A 17,448-nucleotide genomic window follows, 5' to 3' on the forward strand; every position below is an offset into this window, starting at 1 on the left:
ATCAGCGCTTCCCTAGGGGCGAATCATGCCAAGCCTAGGATTGCCAATTTCTCAATCACCGACATGTGAAGAATAGTAACGGTACTGCGAATGGCATAGATTTGGCTTTTACTTCGTACGGCGCTGCCTTCTGTCGGATTTGTTCAATGGTCACGATACCAGCCGGTCAATACCAAGATCGATGGGGAATATTAAATGAGAAAAGCGGTGTACGCAGTGGCGATGGGAGTGATTTTCGGGTTAGTCTGTGTTTCAAGCCGAGCTCAAACTAGCGTCATGCTATACGGTGCACTAGATGTTCTCATTGATATCTCAAATCAGGGCGGAGGAACCTTAACAAAAATTGCGAATGGCGGCACGTTCGGCTCGCGACTTGGTCTTATGGGCAGTGAAGCGTTCGGTAACGGTTACAAAACTGTTTTCAGACTTGAAAGTGGCTTTGCGCCTAATGACGGCACCATACAGCAGAGCGGCGCGCTTTTCGGCCGGCAGGCGTATATTGGCTTCGAAGGTCCAGAGGGGATTTTAACTTTTGGTCGTCAATACTCGCCAGAGTTTCTCGCCCTGAGTGACAACGACGTTTTTTCAGGAGGCTTAGGAGGGAGTGTCTGGAACGTCGATCGTACTTTGCCTAATGGTGCAGTCCAAGGTACCCTCCTTACCGAGATCATCACTTGCCGTGTTAACAATTCCATTCTTTACTCATCTCCGAAAATTGTTGGATTCTCGGTGGGGTTGATGTACGGTCTCGGCGGCGGGGCGGAATCTACAAGTGGCGGAACATCTTTTAGCGGGGCAATCAATTACACCAACGGCACGGCGACGTTTCACGCCGGATATGTTCATCAGAAAGACGCATCGGACTTTGGATATTACAAGGCATGGGGTCTCGGTGGCAACTATGTGATTGGGCCGGCAAGAGTCTATTTTGGATATACGAAAGACGACTATTCTGTCAGAACTGGCGCAGCATCGTCGAAGAACAGGTTGGAATATGCAATCGTTAATCTGGGGGCGAGCTACCAATTTACACGTTCGACTGTGGTAATGGCGCAAGTTATGAAACTTATTGACATGTCGGGTGGAGTTATTCGATCACAAAACGCGTATATCGTGGGACTGGGGGGGATTTATTCTCTTTCAAAGCAAACCAGTCTATATGTCGGGTATGCGCAAACAAAAAACAAAAATGGAGCCGCTTACACGCTGGGGCAGGCCTTATATTACGGAGAACCGGCATCCCCCAACTCCACGGCACGCGTGTTTAGATTTGGATTGCGAACGACTTTCTAGCTACAGGCGACGCACACAGAATGCTGAAGGTTGAGCCGAGCATGTGCGACACCAGGTCCGAATCAGGTAGTGACCACGCGGCCACCACCGCCATGTCACTCGTACCGTCAAACAGGTCGGGTATCTGCTGCGATAGCGACAGCTCGATTGACACGTCCGGATATTGAGCGTGATAGCGCGTAAGCGCAGGCAACACATAGTGATGGTCGACACTCGGGAAGCTGCGCATGCGTAGCACGCCGGCAGGCCGTTTGTGGGCGCTGCTCGCCTCCTCTTCGGCATGGTCGATATCGGCGAGGATTTGGCGACAGCGTCGCAGATAGCTCTCACCGGCCGACGTTAGCGCGAGGCGACGCGTCGAACGATTCACCAACCGGGTGCGCAATCGCGCCTCGAGCTCCGACACCGCGCGCGACATCACACCCGTAGTCGCATTCATCGATTGAGCGGCTGCGGTGAAGCTGCCAACCTCGACGATACGTACAAACCCCGCATGTTTTGAAGGGTATCCATTACAGCAATTTTCCTCTAACCGATGGGAGCGGACTTTGTTCCCGTTTTCTGCCAACGGTGTTGACCATCGCATCGACATCAACTACATAACAAGTGCTGACGCCGAACTGCGATACTTTCGATGCTTGGCAGCGTGTGCGATGCCTTCTCCATATGCGAGCCCCGGCTCGCGCAGCTCGGACCTTCATAGGGCCGTTGCCTCCCACGAATAGGGATGCTGCGACTGTACTGACGGATCTCCAGCCAATTAGTTTGTCCGCCAGACCTACAGCTTCAACCTTTCCCTCGTCGAAAGGTCAAGGGAAATTTACTCAATAATCCTCATCGCAAGACAGAGTTGCGCCGGTCCATTGACATTCCGACATCTTGGAAGATCACGAGTGCCTCCAGCCTCACAGTCAAACCCAGCGGGAGATCTGACCCAATGACTTGCCCTCTCGCCCTCGGCCAGTTCGTGCCGGGACAAGAATAGATACTGTGTGGGCAGCAGAAGCGACGGTCGCTCGCCGTAAGTAGTTGAACACCACGTCGCGTGGACAACGCTGAAGTCGGGCCAAGGCAATCTGGATATCATCAGCCAGCTATTCAGCGCTTCCATCCTTGGGCAGACGTTGATCAGGTATCCAGGGTTAACAGCTCGCCGAGAAAGCTAGCAGTCCTCACAAGGAAGATTTGAATTGGGCGCCAAGAATCAAATGCGAGCGACCTCGCGAGTCGCAAGAGGTACGAAGCAGCATGTTATTCGCCAGCGATCGTCAGGTCGGTACAATCTCCGATCGTTGCCGCCAGAATCATCTGATGGCAATTCGGCGGCACGCGCCATTCGCGTGTACGGGGACGAAACACCCGGTCGCCGCGATTGATGGCGCGCCCCGTCAGTGCGCAGATCGCTGCGGCGTTAGCGCGACCGCTGCACCAGATCTGCTCTGTGTATCGACCGACACACGGATCGCTCCACGAAACGCTGATCGTGCATGTTGACAATCGATCCACGACCATAATATTGGAAGGCCGCTTCGCCAGGCGCTGATGATCTCCAGTCACAGGTTGACATACACTGGTGCGACGCTTCTTGAGCGCTACCAATTGCTTCTTCGCACACGCATTGAGCTGCTCGGCAGACGGATCAAGGACGTTCAACAATGTGAGAATCACGATATTGTCTTCGGATAGCGCGGTCATCGATCCATCTCCAATAGCTTGCGTGACCATAGTGCGAAAACTGAGAGAAGCACGTTCATGTGCCCGGCGGCCAGATCCGGCCACCGCGCCGACCGCTTTAGCCTCCGCCTTGCTCGCGCACCATCAACTTGCTGCTAACTGAGGTGACGCCTTGCACTTTCTGGGCCGCATCAACAGCCAGGCCATCCTGCTCCTCACTGTCAATCTGGCCGGCCAGCGTCACGTGCCCCGTCTTTGCATCACCGAATACGGCGATCGACGCTGCCTCGAGACCTTTGGTTCTGAAAATGGCCTTCTGAACGGTCCTGGAGAATGCGTGGTTAGCTGCGCGAATCGATTTCTTAGTCGTGGTGGCCTGCTTGCCTGTCGTAATGATGGTGCCCGACGCAGCCGCCGTTGCGTCCACGGCGAACGCCGGGGTGTACGCCATGGCCGCAACAGCGAAAGCAAGACCGCTGCTCAAAACGAGTTGCCGAAGTTTCATGATTTGATCCTTTAATTTGAGGTTCGAGAAAAACGCTTCAAGTCTGAAAAAGTGAGGGAAGTACGCGTCATCAACATGTTCATCGCGAGCGGGCGACGTTGCGGGCGCGCAAACCTTAGTGCTGTTGTCCACAGCAGCTCGTCGCCTGAGCACATGCGTTGACAGTGCCCTCTTCGACTCGCACGGGCGTGTAACCTGCATCCTCAATGGCATCACGCAGCTTGTTCGGATCGACATCGGTCGACTCGATCGTCACCAGGTGCCTGGTCGGGTCGACGGTGAACTTTGCTTGGCCGTCCACAGCCTTCAGCGCTTCGGTAATGGAGCCGGCGCAGTGGCCACAAGTCATGTCATTTACTTCAAAGGCAATCATGAGACTTCTCCTAAAGGGTTTTGACGATGAGACGTTGGAACTATCCAGCTTCCCATCGTCGGAATGTCAAGAGGCCTGCTGCAGTTAATACCAAATGCGAATGCCGGCAACCCACTGCTGATCGAAGACGGCTTGATGATCGTCGCGGGCAAAATCGGCAGTGCCCCCAAAACGGCGCGTCCATGCCATGTCAACGTAAGGCACGACATCCCGACCAATGTGGCCACGCATTTTCAGCGCGCCGCCGAGCAAGCCGCCGGGGATGTGAAACGCTGCGCGGGAAGATCGGCCAGTCGACGCTGGAGAATGATCTTTCTAAGTGGTGCACTCACCACGTTAAGATCACTGATCACAAGCGACGATTGACTGTACGTACGTGCTGCCGGTTTCGCAACAAACGCGGTTGGCTGACATCGCGAGATCGAGCGCGCATTACCGACCGCAGCCGGTCAGCGAGGCCAATCAGTTGTTAATGTGACGAATCAGCGAACTACACATGGTTTTTCCGTTTGCGAGAGCATGAATGCCGGCGTGCCTGTTACGCCGGGAAGGCCATGAAGTTAGTTGCCGTCGCGTTTGCACGCTGATGCAGCACATGGGCGTAAAGGCGCTGTACGGCAAGCCCAACACGGGCCGTCGCAGCGCACAGCGCAAAATCTGCGCAGGATCTTCTGCGTGGCCTGAAGTTCGACCGGGCCAACCGCGCTACGTCTGGAAAAATGCTAGGTCCGACAGAATTTCAGTGAGCAGCGGAAGCCTCTGTTGGCTCACCTCACACTATGCCGGCACTGGCAGTTGGAAGGGTTTGACGGCCGAGAAGCGCAAAATACTGATGTATCGGGCCGTGCGCACCGGTCAACTACCGCCACGGCGAGACCAAACATTGTCCTGGTCGGCACGCTGTCGGCGGGTACCATTGAATAAAACGAACTATAGGGGCCCAGCTAAGTCACGACCCTGGGCTCTAGCGGGAGCGGCCAAATCTGCAGTGCCCGTGGATTGAATTCAAATCGCATTTTTCCACGGGCAGCTACTCAAGCGCTACGATATTCGATTTGTGAAGAATCTCAACTCAACGAGTGACGTGCCGCCGCTTGTCGGGCAGGCTCTTTCGGGCAGAGGTATTGGCGGCATGGTCTCGCAAGGCTGCTTCGGAAGCGAGCGACTCGATGATTGGACACTCCGGCCTGTCGTCTCCATGGCAACAGTGCATCAAATGTTCGAGCGCAGCCTTCATTTCGTTGAGTTCTTTCAGCTTTTCGTCGAGTTCGGCGATGTGTGCCCGCGCCAGTGTCTTGACCTGCCGGCTGGAGCGCTCGCGGTTTTGCCACAGGTCCAGCAGTTCGCTGATCCGGTCCAATGAAAAACCGAGATCGCGGCAGTGGCGGATAAACCGCAGCCTGCCCACATCCTTGTCGCTGTACTGCCGGTAACCGCTACTCGTACGGCTCGCCTGCGGCAACAGCCCGAGACCTTCATAATGCCTAATCATCTTCGTCGAGACGCGGGAGACGGACGCTACTTCGCCGATGTTCATTTCATTCTCCTTGATTCTGGCCAGCTGCGCCGGCACCAGTCGCTGCGCCTTTCCAGCGGCGCAGCATCAGCGCATTGGTGACGACGCTCACGCTGCTGAAGGCCATGGCCGCACCGGCAATGACCGGGTTCAGCATGCCCAAAGCCGCCAGCGGAATGCCCAGCACGTTATACGCGAACGCCCAGAACAAGCCCTGTTTGATTTTCGAGTAAGTACGACGCGAGACGTCGAACGAATCCGCCACCAGCCGCGGATCGCCACGCATCAGCGTGATACCTGCCGCTTCCATCGCCACATCGGTGCCCGTCGACATTGACAAACCCACATCCGCCGCCACAAGAGACGGTGCGTCGTTCAATCCATCACCGACCATCGCCACGATGTGACCTTGCTTGCGCAGCTCCTCAACGATAGACGCCTTGTCGCCCGGCAACAATTCCGCGCGAGCGTCATCGATCCCCAACTCGCGCGCCACGGCACGAGCACTGCCCTGGTTGTCGCCCGTCAGCATCACCGTCCTGATGCCAAGCTCGCGCAGCCGCGCCACGGCAGCGTACGACGCAGGCTTGACTGTGTCGCCGAAGGCCAGCAGCCCCAGCACGCGAGCCCGATTGTCCTCCTGGACCAGCAGCCAGGAGATGGTCCTTCCCTCCCCCTCAAGGCGATGGGCCACAGCTGCCAGCGGGCCAGGATCTGCCCCTGCCTCGCTCATCAGCCGCGTGCTGCCTAGCAGCAGGTGCTGACCCCGGACAACGGCCTGCACACCACGGCCAGGGAGAGCCTGAGCGTCGTGCGCCGGCGGCACGGCAATTCGATGAACCCTGACCTTCTCCATCACTGCATGGGCGAGCGGGTGATCACTGGTCTTCTGCAGCGCGGCCGCGAGTTGCAACACATCGTTCACATCGCCGCCGTCGGCCGCCTCGATCGCGACGAGCGACGGCTTGCCTTCGGTCAGCGTACCCGTTTTGTCGAAGGCTACGGCGGTCACCGAGTGCGCCACTTCCAGCGCCTCGGCATCCTTGATCAGAATGCCCTGGCGCGCGGCAACGCCGGTACCGGCCATGATAGCCGTGGGCGTAGCCAGGCCAAGCGCACAGGGGCAAGCGATGACGAGTACCGCCACTGCAGAGATCAAGGCCTGCTCCCAATTGCCACTGTAAAGGACCCCGCCGACGAAGGTCAGCAGCGCAATGCCGAGGACGACGGGAACGAAGATGGCGCTCACTCGATCGACGATGCGCTGAATCGGTGCCTTCGCCGCCTGCGCCGACTCCACCATGCGGATGATTCTCGCGAGCGTCGTCTCGGCACCGATAGCCGCCGTGCGCACCTTTAGCAGGCCTTCTTCGTTGACCGAGCCCCCGGTCACCTTGTCGCCGACAGCCTTCGCTACCGGCAGGCTCTCACCCGTAATGAGCGACTCATTGACGTGGCTGCGGCCGTGGATAACTTCCCCATCGACCGGCACGCGCTCTCCGGGACGGATGACAACGACATCACCGACTGCGACCTGCTCGACCGGTGTGGAAACTTCGGCATCGTTCACCAGGACCCGGGCGACAGTCGGCCGCAAAGCATTCAGCGAACGGATTGCGTCGGCAGTCTGCCGCTTGGCACGAGTCTCCAGCCATTTGCCGAGCAGCACCAGCGTAATCACCGCGGCCGAGGCCTCGAAATACAGATTCGGTGTTTCGCCGTTCGCGTGCTTCCACAACAGAAAAACCGAAAGCCCGTACGCCGCACTCGTGCCCAGCGCGACCAGCAGGTCCATGTTGCCGCTGCCCGCCTTCACCGCCTTCCAGCCAGCGCGGTAGAAACGCGCGCCAAGCCAGAACTGCACTGGCGTCGCCAGCGCCAGTTGCGCCCAGCCCCCCAACTCCCACTCAATACCGAACAACTCCAGCAACATCGGCAGCAACAGCGGAAGCGTCAGCAACGCGCCTGCCAGCACCGGCCACCATTGCGGAAGACCCGCAGCAGCCGGCGCGGCGGATGTGTCCTCGACCGGTTTGGCCGCGTAGCCGGCCTTGTGGACGGCTGCTGCCAGGGTCGCGAACGATACGCCGGAGAGGGCCGTGACGGTAGCCTTCTCGGTGGCGAGATTCACCGATGCGGCCGACACGCCGGGGACTTTCAGTAGCGCCTTTTCCACCCGGCCCACGCACGACGCACAGGTCATGCCTTCGATCCCGATCTCGATAGGGAGAGACCGGACTTCGTAACCCGCCTTGCGGACGGCATCTGCAAGCGCCCCCGCATCGACTTCCGCCGAGGCCCGAATGGTGGCTTCTTCGGTCGCGAGGTTCACTGCGGTACTTTCGACGCCCGGCAATGCTTGGAGCGCCTTCTCGACACGCAAGACGCAGCTCGCACACGTCATGCCTTCGATGGGTAGCTTGAATTCCAAGGGTGCGGTCGGTGAAGCGATCGTGCTCATGATGATCTCCGGTTCGTTTGGTCTTTCGATGGATATCAGCTTGATCCTTGCCATCATCAGAAGGTCAAGAGGGGCACGAAAAAATTTTTGCGGTTGCATAACGCTTTGCTGGCGGGCTTATTGATGCTTGACATTCCAACGATGGGAAGACTGATGCTCCCGTCGTCACATCGATAAAACCCAGTCGGAGAGGTCTCATGGTTGCCTTTGAAGTAAACGAGATGACCTGTGGTCACGGCGTCGGCTCGATTACCGAAGCGCCGAAGGCCGTCGACAACCACGCGAAGTTCAACTTTGACCCGGCCAGGCACCTGGTGTCGTTCGAATCGACTGATGCCGATCCGAACGAACTGCGGGACACCATTGCGGACCCGGGCTCCCCCTTCCACCAGCTTCAACGACTGTCGTGAGCCACGGAGAATTCCATGCAAAGTCGCATTCCGCCATCCAACACGTCGCGGCGTCGCTTCGTTCAGGGCGTGGCCCTGGGCGGCGTCGCCTCGCTTGGCATGCTCGAATCCGCGCGCAGCTGGGCGCTGACCAGTCCCGACCAGCCGACTGTGCTGAGCGGCACCGATTTCGCGCTAGATATCGCCGAGACCCCCGTCAACTACACTGGCCATTCACGCCTCGCCACGACCGTTAACGGCAGCCTCCCGGGGCCCACGCTCCGCTGGAAGGAAGGGACCACGGTGACGCTGCGCGTGACCAATCGGCTACGCGTGCCGACGTCCATTCATTGGCACGGCATTCTTGTTCCGTTTCAGATGGATGGTGTCCCAGGAATCACTTTTCCGGGCATCGCGCCGGGCGAGACCTTCGTCTATCGCTTCCCCGTGCGGCAGGCCGGCACCTATTGGTACCACTCGCATTCGCGCTTCCAGGAGCAAACGGGTGTTTTCGGTCCACTGATCATCGAACCGGCTGAGCCCGACCGCATTGCGGTCGATCGCGACTATGTCGTGATGCTCAACGACTGGTCCGACGATGACCCCGAGCACATCTACGCAACGCTGAAGAAGTCGGGCGATTACTACAACTTCGCCATGCCCACAGCGCCGGATTTCTTCCGGGACGTGCGAGAGCATGGGCTGAGCAAGGCTCTAGCCAAGCGCAAGATGTGGGAGCAGATGCGTATGAACCCGACCGATTACAGCGATGTGTCGGGACATACCTATACCTATCTCACGAACGGCCACACGCCGGCCGGCAATTGGACCGGACTGTTCAAGCCCGGCGAAAAGGTGCGATTGCGCTTCATCAACGGCTCGTCGATGTCGATCTTCGACGTGCGCATTCCAGGCCTGAAGATGACTGTCGTCAGCGCCGACGGCCAGGACGTCGAGCCGGTGAGCGTGGACGAATTCCGCATTGCCGTCGCCGAAACCTACGACGTGATCGTGCAACCCGAGGACGACCGCGCCTACACGGTGTTCGCTCAATCCGTCGACCGCAGCGGCTACGCTCGCGGCACCTTGGCGCCGCGGCCCGGCATGCAGGCGGACGTGCCCGCCATGGATCCGGTCGGCTGGCTGGACAAGGGAGACATGATGGGCGCAATGATGATGGGCGGGGCGCACGACCATGCGGCCATGTCGGCGAAAACCGGCATGGGCAAGATGGCCGCGGCACCGGTCACGCATCATGCTAGTACCGAATACGGCCCCGGAGTGGACATGCGTGTCGACATGCCGCGCACCAACCTCGACGAACCGGGCGCAGGCCTGCGCGGCAACGGTCGCCGCGTCCTCACCTATGCCGATCTGCATACGCTCGGCGGTTCTCTCGACCCGCGCGCGCCGAACCGCGAGATTGAACTGCACCTTACCGGCAACATGGACCGATTCATGTGGTCGTTCGACGGCGAGAAGTTCTCCGACGCGAAGCCGATCCATTTGAGAACCGGGGAGCGCGTGCGCGTCGTGCTGGTCAACGACACCATGATGAACCATCCGATCCACCTGCACGGCATGTGGAGCGAGTTGGAGGACCCGTCCGGTGGTTTCCAGGTACGCAAGCACACCATCAACGTGCAGCCTGCGCAGCGTATCGCCTATGGTGTGACGGCCGATGCACCAGGGCACTGGGCCTACCACTGCCATATGCTTTATCACATGTTTGCGGGCATGTTCCGCGAGGTGGTGGTGTCATGACCGAAAACCGACAAATTGCCGCCACCGTCTCGCGGCGCTTTCTGTGGCTAGCGATGGGATTGCTGGCTGCGCCGACCATGGCCTTTGCACAAGTGGCGCAGGCTCCCGCCAGCAGTTCGATGCCCCCGATGAACGCTACGTCGCACGTTGAGAGTTCGATGGGCGGCATGCAGATGGACTCCATGCAAGACGGCAGCGCTGCGCCAGATGGCAACGGTTCGATGGCCGGCATGAAAATGGGATCAATGCAGGGCGGCAGCGCACCGCCCGACGCGCGCCGTGCCGACTATTCCGAAGGCGTCAGTCCCAGTTCCGAGCCTGGCATGGACATGGACGACGCCGCGCCGGTGGGCATGCTGCAGTTCGACCAGTTGGAAGCGTTTCACAACAGGGACAGCAATGGGCTGGCTTGGGAGATGCACGGATGGTACGGCAACGACAGCAACAAGCTGTGGGTGCGCAGCGAGGGGGAACGTAGTGGCGGCCACTTCGGAGAAAGCGATGTGGAGGCGCTCTGGAGCCATGCGGTCGCGGCGTACTGGGACACGGAGCTCGGCATACGCCAGGACTTCGGCGATGGACCGCCTCGCCATTGGGCGGCATTCGGCGTCCAAGGCATAGTGCCGTACAACTTCGATCTCGAAGCCACTGGCTACGTCGACCCATCCGGTCGAACCGCGGCCCGCGTGCGCGCAGAGTACAACATGCGCTTCACGCAACGGCTGATCTTGCAACCGGACCTCGAAATCAACGCGTACGGCCGCTCGGATCCCGCCCGGCGCCTCGGCAGCGGAATCTCCGACGCCCAACTCGGATTGCGTTTGCGTTATGAGATTAGCCGGCGTGTTGCGCCTTACATCGGCGCGGAGTGGAAGCGCCGCTTCGGCGGCACTGCCAATTTTGCTCGCGACGATCATCAAGCCGTCTTCGATCAGCAGTGGGTTGCCGGCATTCGCATTTGGTATTAACTGCAGCAAGCCTCTTGACATTCCGACGATGGGAAGCTGGATAGTTCCAACGTCTCATCGCCAAAACCCTTTAGGAGAAGTCTCATGATTGCCTTTGAAGTAAATGACATGACTTGTGGTCACTGCGCCGGCGCGATTACCGAAGCTCTAAAGGCTGTCGACAACCACGCGAAGTTCACCGTCGACCCGGCCAGGCACCTGGTGACGATCGAGTCGACCGATGTCGATCCGAACAAGTTGCGCGACGCCATTGCGGATGCCGGCTACACGCCCGTGCGAGTCGAAGACGCGACCGCCAACGCATGCACTCAGGCGAAGAGCTGCTGTGGACAACAGCAATAAGGATTGCTCGCTCGCAGCGTCGCCCGCTCGCGATGAACACCATCATTGCGATACGGCGACGCCGACGACGACACGCTTCATGCACATATGCAGGACACATATTCCCGCGTCCCACTTCGGAATAGTCCTAGGCGTCTCCGGGCTCGGGCAGGGGTGGCGCATCGCTACGCGCCTATGGGGCCTGCCGCCCATCGCTGCCGAAGTGCTTCTGGCCATCGCAGGGTTGGTCTGGGCCATACTCGCCATCGGCTACTTGTGGCAAGCCATTCGGAACTTCGAAGCCGTCAAAGCCGAGTTCCTGCACCCTGTGCAAGGCGGCACGCCCGCATTGTTGGCAGTGTCCACTTTGCTCGTCGCCATGGCAGTCCTTCCATACTCGATTACCGTCGCGTGGCTTCTGGCCATGAGCGCCATCGCATGGCACGTGAGCTTCTCCCTCTGGCACACCGGCACGCTATGGCAGGGCGGGAGGAACTCGGAGGACATGGTGCCGACCCTGTACCTGCCGACTGTTGCCGGCAACTTCACCAGCGCAGCGGCGCTTGGTTCGTTAGGGTACCCGGACTGGGGTTGGCTATTTTTAGGTGCCGGGCTGTTCTCATGGTTAGCCCTCGAGTCGCTGGTAATCCATCGGCTATGGCATTCGACAGCGATACCCGCGCGTCAGCGCCCCCTGATCGGCATTCAGTTCGCCCCGCCGGTCGTTTGCGCCATGGCCTGGCTGGCATTGTCTCCAGGTAGCACGGACCACTGGCTTCTCATGCTCTGGGGTTACGGACTTTTCCAGTTGTTGCTTGGCCTACGCCTCGGATTGTGGCTGGGCGTGCAGTCCTTCATCCCTGCCTACTGGGCCTATACGTTCGGTATCGCGGCCGCGACTGTCTGCAGCCTCAAGCTAGCGCAGTCGGGCGTGCGATCGGCGGACTGCGCGCGCACAGCGAGCGGCCTGGGCGGCGCCAACCTCGGCGGCGCCTCGATCGGCTTCCATGTCATCGTGCCCTCCGGTTTGGCAGATATTCCATATAGTTTGTCGATTGATTGAAACACCGCCATCCAAGAAGTTGATCTAATGGCGGGAAGGCCCCGCCCGCCCCGGCGGATGCAACTTCCGGTTGCCTCGCACCATGGCTCATCATTTCCACAGGAGAAACCGTCTATATGGCCCGCTTCGATCGCTACAACCAGCCACTTTCGACTTCGTCGGACTCCGCGGCCGAGCGCTATCGCACCGGCGTTGACCTTCTGCTCTCGTTGTGGCCCGGCACCGCCGAAATGCTCGACGATGCGATTGCGGCGGACGTGGACTTCGCGCTCGCCTATGCAGCGCGCGCACGCTTTCATGCAATCCGGACGGAAATCACGCAGGCTCGAGACAAGATCACAACGGCAATGGAAATCGTCGGACGCAATGGGACAGAGCGGGAGCGGAGCCATGTGGCAGTCCTGTCGCTGGCGATTAACGGACAATCAGCAAAGGCGCTTGACGGCGCGCTCCAGCACGCGGACCAATGGCCGCACGACATCCTCATCCTGTCGCTCCTGCTCGGAGCGTTCGGCCTCTTCGCATTCTCCGGAAGGTCCGATCATAATCAGGCGCGCGTCGACCTCTGCGAGCGTCACGCTCGACATTTTGAAACGGACGACTGGTGGTTTCTCACCTATCGAGGTTGGTCTCACGGCGAAAACGGCAACCTCCGATTAGGCCGTTCGTTGACCGAACGTGCGCTCGAACTGCGGCGACACAACGCCAACGCGGCGCATGCGGTGACGCACGTGTTGTACGAGGTAGGTGCCGGCGATGAAGCGGAAAGGGTGATCAATGGTTGGCTGCCGGAGTACGACCGCAGCGGGGTGCTCCATAACCACATCGCGTGGCATGCAGCCCTTATCGCGTTGGAACGCGGTGATACCGACTGCGCGCTGGCCATCTACAATCAAAACGTGGCTCCTCCCATCGCGACCGGCGTACCCATCAACGTCGTAAGCGATACCTCGTCGTTCCTCTGGCGAATACAAGCATATGGTCACCCGGTGCCCGAAGGGCTGTGGGACGATGCGGCGAAGTACGCGTCGGCATACTTCAAACAGGCCGGCTTCCCGTTTGCCGACTTCCACATGGCGCTTCTTGCTGCTGCGACCCGCGATACGGCTGCCCTCGGCCAACGCGTCGATGCGCTGGTCCACTTGATTAGGGTTGGCAAACTTCCGGCCGGCCCTGTCGTGCCGGCAATTTGTCGCGCGGCCCTCGCCTTTGCCGACGAAGACTACGCGCTCTGCACGGAAATCCTCGAACCAGTCGCTCATGAAGTGGTGCGTATCGGCGGAAGTGGCGCGCAACGAGACGTCGTGGAAGAAACGCTGCTCGTTTCGCTGATGCGAAGCGGGCAAGCGGCCAAAGCGCGCGCGCTTCTGGATGAAAGGCTGCGTCGACGCCCGTCGCCGCGCGATTCGTCCTGGATGGGGCAGGTCGCAGACGCTTGAGAGACATCGCACCCACCGTCCAGACCCGCGAACGCCCCGTGCGTCGATATCCAAACGCAACAAGAAATCGAGTGCCATGAATTCAAGCATAACGGTGAAGAACACCGGACTACGGAAGCTACTCGTCGACACGGCAGGGCCGGTCGCAACGATCTCAATCGCACAGCTTTTTGGCACCGCGCTATGGTTTAGCGCGAATAGTACGGCGGGTGACCTCATGCGCATCTGGCATGCGAGCGCCGCCGATATTGGCTGGTTGACCGATGCCGTACAGCTTGGGTTCATTCTCGGCACCCTCGTGATCTCCCTAAGTGGTGCAGCCGACCGCTTCCGAGCCAGTACGATCTTCGTTTATGCCACGATCGCGGGAGCGGCGTTCAATGTGTGTTTCGCCTGGCTCTCCTCCGGTCTCGTCAGCGGGGCAATCTTTCGTTTCGGTGTCGGTATATGCCTCGCAGGCATTTATCCGATGGGAATGAAGCTGATCGTCGGCTGGGCGCCTGAGCGAACCGGACAAGCACTTGCGCAGCTTGTCGCAATGCTGACCCTAGGTACCGCACTCCCTCACGCCATGCGCGTCATGGGCGCAGGCTTCCCTTGGCAAATGATCATCACCGCCTCGTCAGTGCTAGCGCTGATCGGCGCGGTGATGATCGGCGTGTTGCGGGACGGTCCGCATGCGCGCACCAGGTGCCCGTTCCCGATCACGCCGCAAGCCACTCAGGCACGATCACCGTCCGTTCTCTCCGCATTCCGGATGCGTCCGTTCCGCGCGGCAACACTCGGATACTTCGGCCACATGTGGGAACTCTATTCGTTCTGGACCACCGTGCCGCTGTTGGTGGCTCATACCTCGCTATCGTCGCGCTTCGCGGCATTGGGCGTATCCGGCGTCTCGTTCTGCGTAATCGGCGTCGGCGCGCTTGGGTCCCTGATCGGTGGCATGTTGTCTCGCCATATCGGTAGCGCAAAAGTCGCGGCGGGGGCATTAGGCATGTCAGGTCTTTGCGCGCTAACCTTCGCAATCGGCTGGCGCTACCTTCCCACCGGGGCCATTGCAGCGCTGTTCATTCTTTGGGGGGCGTCTGTCGTCGCCGACTCCCCTCAATTCTCCGCCCTCGCCGCTAAAGCTTGTCCGCCCGAGATGGTGGGAAGCGCATTAGCCATCCAGAATTCCATCGGCTTTGCAATCACGGTCGTTTCGATCGCCGCGACAGTTGCCTTATTCGAGCACGTCGGGCTCGATGCGACATGGCTGTTGATACCTGGTCCGGTACTCGGGCTGATCGGATTCAGGTCGGCGACTCGCGATCAAGCAAAGTGATAAACGGCCGATCCGCGCAAACGATTTGCAAAGCACAAACACCGCAACAGCCGTCGTGCGGCTGCGGTGTTTGTGCATGACGAAAGGAAACGTCCACTGGGCGTAACGATGCCGTGCAGATACTGTAGATGTCTGTAGTTCCACGACGCGAAATCAATTGCCGTTACATCGAGGGCGCGCCATATCCCGTCAACGCTCGCCCCGGCGCCATCATCCACGCGGGGCGGTTCGGCGGTAGATGGGCGGCGTTCGGGGGCTCCTGCTTCCAACCCGCAGGATGTCTGATAGGCGCGGCTTGCGACTCGGCGCGAGTTACGCCACGGGTTAACACTGCGCCAACACCGAGCGTAGCTGACGCCATATTCTTCAATGCATCACGCCTACTCACCTTTCCAGACGAACCCGTCATTGCCATTTTCTTAGAATTGCCCGGACTGGAGGGTCAGCATGTCAATGGATCGAACACATAACCCGTCGGGCGCGGACATTTCACTGACTTCTGAAAGACATTCTCGCGGAGAGTGAGATCGGTTAGGACCGGACTACATCCAATAATGCTCCACGAATTCGCCTTTTTTTGTAAGACGTCTTCGGGTGAGCTTTGACCGTCAAGTTAGCGTGCCGTCGCGCAGATGTCTTTCGACTATTCGACATTGTGTACATACCAACGGACATGTAGAGGAACGACGCGGTATCACGGCTAGCATCTAGCTTTCCAGCCAGATGCTCCCGATATCCCTTGCGCGTATCGGACCACATTCCGGATTCACGGTGCCCGCAAGCGCCCGCCCATTCTCTTCAGGAGCAAGGCGATCACAAAGACCAGCGCAATAAGCGCCAGGTTGCGGCTAGATATGGCCGACCGATGCGTAGTGCACATCAGAAATCAAATGGCGACTAGCGGGAGGCCTGTGAAGATGACAGTGCTCAGAATCTGAGAAAGAGCGACCCCACTGAACCGTACCACGGTCGGAAAGATGTCGTGACGGACTATCTCGTTTTCCATTCCTCTGCAATCTGTCGCCCTACTTCCATTTCGAGAGTTCGCTGATGGTTCAAAGCCGCGGTTGCCAGCCGCAGCGTCCTCGCTCATCTCGTTTCGACCTCGAACTGTGGAACGCCGATCGCTTCTTGCAGCGCCCTTTCCCACGGAGGGTTTTCACCGATGTTCTCGACGAGAAAGTCGATGAAACTCCGCACCAACGCGTTCGAGTATTTCGAGCGGTAGTACATGGCGTATAGCGTGTGCGTGATCGCCGCCCGATACTCCGGCACGACAATACGCAATGCGCCTCGAACGATATCGGATGCGACGAGATACGTCGGCAGACACGCAACGCCGTGCCCCTGCAGCGCGGCTTCATACAACGCCAAGCTCGAATTCGAATCGAGCACCGTCCTAACAGCGATTTGCTGCGTTTCGTTTTTTCCGAGGAAGGACCAAGTCCCGTTCGCAGTCATGCCAGGATATGCTAGGCATCTGTGGCCTGCGAGGTGGGCGGGTTTGCGAATCGGCTCGTTCGAGTCGAGATAGTCTGGCGCAGCGCAGTACATCCAGTGTATCGCCGCGAGCTTCCTGGCCGCGTAGTTGGAGTCGGTCCTGCTGGTGATACGGATCGCCAAGTCGAAATTTTCCTCGACCAAATTGGTCAGCCGGTCGTCGAGCACGATTGATGCGCTAACCGCCGGTTGCCCGCCTAAGTATCGCCCCATGATCGGCGTGAGCTGCTTGGACCCGAACGCGATGGAGCAGGTCAATCGCAGGTTTCCTTGCAGAGTCTTCAATTGCCGCGCCGCATCGAGTGTGCTTTCTAGATCGGCGAGGATGTCGTTTGCTCGCTCGAATATGATTCGGCCGCTGTCCGTCAAAGTCAAGCTTCGAGTCGTACGTTTGACGAGAAGCACACCCAGCCGGTCTTCAAGTTGCGCCAAGCTCTTGCTGACGGCCGAAGGCGATAGATTCAATTCTCGAGCAGCCGCGGACAGGCTGCCCGACTCCGCAATCCGAACAAAGATAGTGATCTGTGTGAGCGACGCAAAACTCTTCATAGCGCAACCAAACCGTTGTCAAAAAAGAACAGCCCGAGGATATAGTTTTGATTGCGCGATGCCGAAGTGGGCTTCACCTCAGTCGTGTAATGAACAGGCAGGCGTGCGTTCGATTGTAGTCGCCGGCCCATCGCGGCACACCGCACATTTTCTATCCGTCACGACAAGAAAAACTTTGTTCTCAGAAACTCACAGCGGCGCTGGAACGGTGGATCTGCCAGCCGCAGAGTTTTTCTTTGCATCCGCGATACTAAATCTAGTTTGCCGGGACACATAAATCAGCGAAGAATTGCTACCGATTCATCGCAC

15 protein-coding genes and 1 pseudogene are annotated in these 17,448 nt (G+C 59.0%); 9 read left to right on the forward strand and 7 right to left on the reverse strand.

The window, feature by feature from the left end; genetic code table 11:
* The first annotated feature begins 195 nt into the window (after positions 1 to 195).
* Positions 196 to 1,293, forward strand: coding sequence for a porin (locus tag BN2475_RS30265; RefSeq protein WP_245841691.1), 1,098 nt, complete (start codon positions 196 to 198; stop codon positions 1,291 to 1,293).
* 4 nt (positions 1,294 to 1,297) lie between these two features.
* Here BN2475_RS30265 and BN2475_RS30270 read toward each other — a convergent pair.
* The 4 genes and pseudogenes from BN2475_RS30270 to BN2475_RS30285 form a co-directional block, all read right to left on the reverse strand.
* Positions 1,298 to 1,806, reverse strand: a pseudogene (locus tag BN2475_RS30270) (LysR family transcriptional regulator); the annotation flags it as partial.
* Positions 1,807 to 2,544: 738 nt separating this feature from the next.
* Positions 2,545 to 2,988 (reverse strand): DUF3331 domain-containing protein, encoded by a 444-nt coding sequence (locus BN2475_RS30275; protein WP_094783076.1) that lies wholly within the window; start codon positions 2,986 to 2,988, stop codon positions 2,545 to 2,547.
* 97 nt (positions 2,989 to 3,085) lie between these two features.
* Positions 3,086 to 3,604 (reverse strand): BON domain-containing protein, encoded by a 519-nt coding sequence (locus BN2475_RS30280; protein WP_342744666.1) that lies wholly within the window; start codon positions 3,602 to 3,604, stop codon positions 3,086 to 3,088.
* On the reverse strand, positions 3,588 to 3,845 hold the full coding sequence (locus BN2475_RS30285; RefSeq protein ID WP_094783078.1) for a heavy-metal-associated domain-containing protein: 258 nt from the start codon (positions 3,843 to 3,845) through the stop codon (positions 3,588 to 3,590). Before BN2475_RS30285 ends, BN2475_RS30280 begins: the two co-directional genes overlap by 17 nt.
* A 63-nt stretch (positions 3,846 to 3,908) precedes the next feature.
* Between BN2475_RS30285 and BN2475_RS35950 the strand changes: the two genes are divergently transcribed.
* Positions 3,909 to 4,211, forward strand: coding sequence for a hypothetical protein (locus BN2475_RS35950; protein ID WP_245841693.1), 303 nt, complete (start codon positions 3,909 to 3,911; stop codon positions 4,209 to 4,211).
* Between the two features lie 706 nt (positions 4,212 to 4,917).
* Here BN2475_RS35950 and cueR read toward each other — a convergent pair.
* Positions 4,918 to 5,382: a Cu(I)-responsive transcriptional regulator gene (gene cueR / locus BN2475_RS30295; RefSeq protein WP_094783079.1), complete on the reverse strand. Its 465-nt coding sequence runs from the start codon at positions 5,380 to 5,382 to the stop codon at positions 4,918 to 4,920.
* A gap of 1 nt (position 5,383) precedes the next feature.
* Entirely contained in the window at positions 5,384 to 7,822 is a 2,439-nt protein-coding gene (locus BN2475_RS30300; RefSeq protein ID WP_094783089.1) for a heavy metal translocating P-type ATPase, read from the reverse strand.
* A 197-nt stretch (positions 7,823 to 8,019) separates the two neighbouring features.
* On the opposite strand from BN2475_RS30300, the gene BN2475_RS30305 reads away from it, so the two are divergent.
* The 7 genes from BN2475_RS30305 to BN2475_RS30335 all read left to right on the forward strand — a co-directional run bounded on the left by BN2475_RS30305 (position 8,020) and on the right by BN2475_RS30335 (position 15,090).
* Complete coding sequence (locus tag BN2475_RS30305; protein WP_094783080.1) at positions 8,020 to 8,232, forward strand: heavy-metal-associated domain-containing protein; 213 nt, start codon at positions 8,020 to 8,022, stop codon at positions 8,230 to 8,232.
* A gap of 15 nt (positions 8,233 to 8,247) precedes the next feature.
* Positions 8,248 to 9,975 carry a copper resistance system multicopper oxidase gene (locus BN2475_RS30310; RefSeq protein WP_094783081.1) on the forward strand — a complete coding sequence of 576 codons (1,728 nt, stop codon included), beginning with the start codon at positions 8,248 to 8,250 and terminating at the stop codon, positions 9,973 to 9,975.
* Positions 9,972 to 10,943: a copper resistance protein B gene (locus BN2475_RS30315; protein WP_143325979.1), complete on the forward strand. Its 972-nt coding sequence runs from the start codon at positions 9,972 to 9,974 to the stop codon at positions 10,941 to 10,943. Before BN2475_RS30310 ends, BN2475_RS30315 begins: the two co-directional genes overlap by 4 nt.
* 84 nt (positions 10,944 to 11,027) lie before the next feature.
* Positions 11,028 to 11,285 carry a heavy-metal-associated domain-containing protein gene (locus BN2475_RS30320; protein WP_094783082.1) on the forward strand — a complete coding sequence of 86 codons (258 nt, stop codon included), beginning with the start codon at positions 11,028 to 11,030 and terminating at the stop codon, positions 11,283 to 11,285.
* A complete protein-coding gene (tehA, locus tag BN2475_RS30325) occupies positions 11,269 to 12,327 on the forward strand; it encodes a dicarboxylate transporter/tellurite-resistance protein TehA (protein WP_245841696.1) in 1,059 nt (352 codons plus the stop codon). Before BN2475_RS30320 ends, tehA begins: the two co-directional genes overlap by 17 nt.
* A 116-nt stretch (positions 12,328 to 12,443) precedes the next feature.
* On the forward strand, positions 12,444 to 13,766 hold the full coding sequence (locus BN2475_RS30330) for a tetratricopeptide repeat protein (protein WP_094783084.1): 1,323 nt from the start codon (positions 12,444 to 12,446) through the stop codon (positions 13,764 to 13,766).
* 76 nt (positions 13,767 to 13,842) lie between these two features.
* Positions 13,843 to 15,090: an MFS transporter gene (locus BN2475_RS30335; RefSeq protein ID WP_094783085.1), complete on the forward strand. Its 1,248-nt coding sequence runs from the start codon at positions 13,843 to 13,845 to the stop codon at positions 15,088 to 15,090.
* 1,089 nt (positions 15,091 to 16,179) lie between these two features.
* Here the strand turns inward: BN2475_RS30335 and BN2475_RS30340 are convergent.
* Positions 16,180 to 17,139: a LysR family transcriptional regulator gene (locus BN2475_RS30340; RefSeq protein ID WP_094783086.1), complete on the reverse strand. Its 960-nt coding sequence runs from the start codon at positions 17,137 to 17,139 to the stop codon at positions 16,180 to 16,182.
* Positions 17,140 to 17,448: the final 309 nt, after the last annotated feature.

The sequence above is a fragment of the Paraburkholderia ribeironis genome (assembly GCF_900019265.1).
Taxonomy (GTDB): Bacteria; Pseudomonadota; Gammaproteobacteria; order Burkholderiales; family Burkholderiaceae; genus Paraburkholderia; species Paraburkholderia ribeironis.